Here is a 3,168-nt window from a genome sequence, read left to right on the forward strand (position 1 = left end):
ATTAATATTTTTCTTATTCTTCAATTCCTCATTCATATTTTCTATTTCTCTTAAATTTCTATATAGAAATTGAATCTCTTTTACTAATTCATCTTTCTGTTTTAATAACAAATTCTCTTCTTCTTCAAATTGACTATTTTGCCCTTTAACATTATTAATTTCGTATTGCAACCATTTCCCACTTTCAATTACCGCTTGTGCCTTACTATTAATTTCATCAACACCTTGATTACAAATAGGGCATTTATAGCTAGTACAAATTGGATTAGAGTACTGAGATTTGTTTTCTAAACCTTTTAAACCTTTATAATAATCATCACCATAATCTTGACTCTGTTGTAGACTCTTGATTTTTATATCAATTTCATGTCTTTGGTTTCTTTTATCTTCTATTATTTTTTTAAATTTGTGATATTCATTCTCTATTTCATTTGAAGTGTAACTATCTATATCAGATGTAGGCAGTAGTTTTTTATGCTCCAAAAGATATTCAATAGAATGTTCTCCATTAAATGATTTACCAATTAGCGCATAATATTCTTGAAAACTTGTATGCAGTCTTCTTTTTAAATGTTCTATAGCATCATTATAATTTTTCTTTTCTCTCTTTAATCTTCTTTTATCCTTTTCAAGTACGTCTAATCTATATAGTAGAGAATAATACCTTTGTTCAACCCACCCTGCAAATACAGGAAATTGCTTTATAACACTCTCACGTTTTTTATATTCATCAAACCGATAAAATAATGCAAATTTATTAGCTATCAAATTCTGATGCTGAAATAAATATGAAGTCATGCTTCTAATACTAGGTTTCCCTTCTTTTTTCCCCTCTGAATCTATAGTCATATCAGATAGATTTAATCCAAAAGCCAAAGATATCTCGTCCTTTGCATCTTTAAGACTAACAAGACCTTTTTCATGAAAATGTCGTAATTTTAACTGCTTAATAGAAACTTCTTTGCTTGTTCTATAGACATACATTTTATTACGACCATTACCTTTGAAGCTTTCTCGTCCTAATGCAAGATGAAAATTACCTATTTTAATTAATATTACATATAAATGACTAAATTTAGTAATTTCCCCCTTAGGAATTATGTATTTTGCATTTCCAAGACAATAGTCAATTATCTCTAACAAAGCGCTTTTACCACTTTTGGATTGACCTGTAATAATATTCAATCCTCTTTTTAACTCAACAAATCTTTTTTCACCATTTTTATTAAATACAGCAATTCCTTTTATATATGCATTCATATATTATTAACACCTAACCTTCGAAAAATATCTACATTACTACTTTTAGAAAAAATCATACCTAAATAATACGATGCACGTAGAAAACTCTTCATTTCCTTCCCTCTAACATTTTTATAAGTCATTCCTTTAATCAATTTAACCTTATACTCCAAAATAATAGCTCTTTCGTTATGAGCAACTATTAATGCCTCATTAGTTAAACTTTTCATATATTCATATCTCTCTTGCAAATTTCCTAATACGATTCTTTTTTCAGGACTATTCAAAAAGGCTGTATATATAGTACTAGACTTATTCACAGAGGTTAATATTTCCCTAGAATAACCATCAAAAACAAAAGGTAATACTAAATAAAGTAACTCAATATTTACGTATTCTTTTCCATAACCACTCACAAAACTCCTAATAATTTTGCTGTTTAAAAAAGGATTTAAAGATAATGTTTTTAAATGTTCAATCTCCATTGTTATCACCTAACTTCCAATTCACCTTTTTTTCATTGACAATTGTATGTATAATACCATGTTGAAAGTAATCCCTATTAGGGTCAATGGTACCAAATGATTTACTATCCATTAACATAGTGTCATCATAAAAATCTTGAGATTTTTCTATTACATGCTCCTTCTCTTTGCAATTCCTCATACTCTTTTTCTTTAATCTCGTCACTTTTTTCTCCAAATCATTTTTGTACTCTTCTATATCCCTCAAGTAAATAGGGTTATCTTGAAAGTATTTAATAATCGTTTGGCTCATTCTCCAGTAATTCCCTATCGCTTCCTCAATTTCATCAAGATATTCTATTTCTTCAATCGCTTTAACAAAATGCTTATCTTTATATGTTGTATAACTCGGGGGATTTTTATCCTCAAATAAATTTGGTAGTGGTCTTTTAGTATTAGAAAACCTATCTCTCACCTCTATAGCTTTCCGCTTAAAATCCTTTTCTGTTATTTCCCAAATATATGGCGGATTAACAACTTGAGTTAATATATATCCCAATAGCTCTTGAATAAAAACATCTGAGTCTATTTCATTAATTAACTTAAAGATTGGATGTTTTTTTATTTTTCCAATTCGTTCTGAAACTCTAATTTCACTTGTATTTAACTCTATTTTTCCTAACAATTCTAAAATTTGATTTTCAGGATATACAAAAACTTTTTTATATAATTCCCTAAATATCCGTTCATTATTTTTTTCATCTTCACCAATGTTTTTTATTACCTCAAGCTTTTCCATGGGCTTTAATTTATTCCACTTATAGAAAGGGGAGGTTTCTTTCACATCAGATGTTGTTAGCAAGATTAATTTATCAAACCTCTTTACACCCCTGTAATTTTCCATCCAATTTTTTAATGTTTTCCAAAATTCAACATCTCTATCCAGGAAATTCTTTTGTTTAATATGATTCTTCACTTCCATGTTTTTCGATAATTCAGTTGATTCTATAGATAAATCACCGTATCGTTCCACTACTATAATTTCATTTTCTTTAAGGTCTAAGCAATGCTCTAATACTATTAAATAGTGAAAAATATCTCCTAATTTCGTTAAAGTATCATCATTTTTTTGTCTTATCAAAAAGTTACCTCCTAAACTTTATCTTTCTTATCTCACAACTTATTATTTTGAATTACAAAGACATCAAACTACCAACTTAATATTTTTATAATACAATAATAACATTTAATCAATGTACATTTAAGGTTTTTATTACCATTTACACACCTATAAAAAAAGCATAGAAATTCATCTATGCCGCAGCCTTAGTTCCCATAACACTTAAAATTTTACAATATAATCCTCTTTTTCCAGCAATGCAGACCTTGCCCCTTGATAATCAGTTTCCAAAATATTTCTCCAGGTATCTTCCTCTATTGTGCTGTAGAAGTTTATACCATT

General features: G+C 28.2%; 3 protein-coding genes. All 3 read right to left on the reverse strand.

Going from position 1 to position 3,168, the window contains the following annotated elements:
* The coding region (locus KVT27_RS22925; protein WP_217582007.1) for a hypothetical protein at window positions 1-1,260 on the reverse strand (1,260 nt) is incomplete at its 3' end.
* A complete protein-coding gene (locus tag KVT27_RS22930) occupies window positions 1,257-1,727 on the reverse strand; it encodes a three component ABC system middle component (RefSeq protein ID WP_139893394.1) in 471 nt (156 codons plus the stop codon). The genes KVT27_RS22925 and KVT27_RS22930, both read right to left, overlap by 4 nt.
* Window positions 1,717-2,847 (reverse strand): ABC-three component system protein, encoded by a 1,131-nt coding sequence (locus KVT27_RS22935; protein ID WP_139893395.1) that lies wholly within the window; start codon window positions 2,845-2,847, stop codon window positions 1,717-1,719. The genes KVT27_RS22930 and KVT27_RS22935 overlap by 11 nt, the downstream gene beginning before the upstream one ends.
* Window positions 2,848-3,168: the final 321 nt, after the last annotated feature.

Source organism: Lysinibacillus sp. GbtcB16 (assembly GCF_019091145.1).
GTDB classification, from domain to species: Bacteria; Bacillota; Bacilli; order Bacillales_A; family Planococcaceae; genus Lysinibacillus; species Lysinibacillus fusiformis.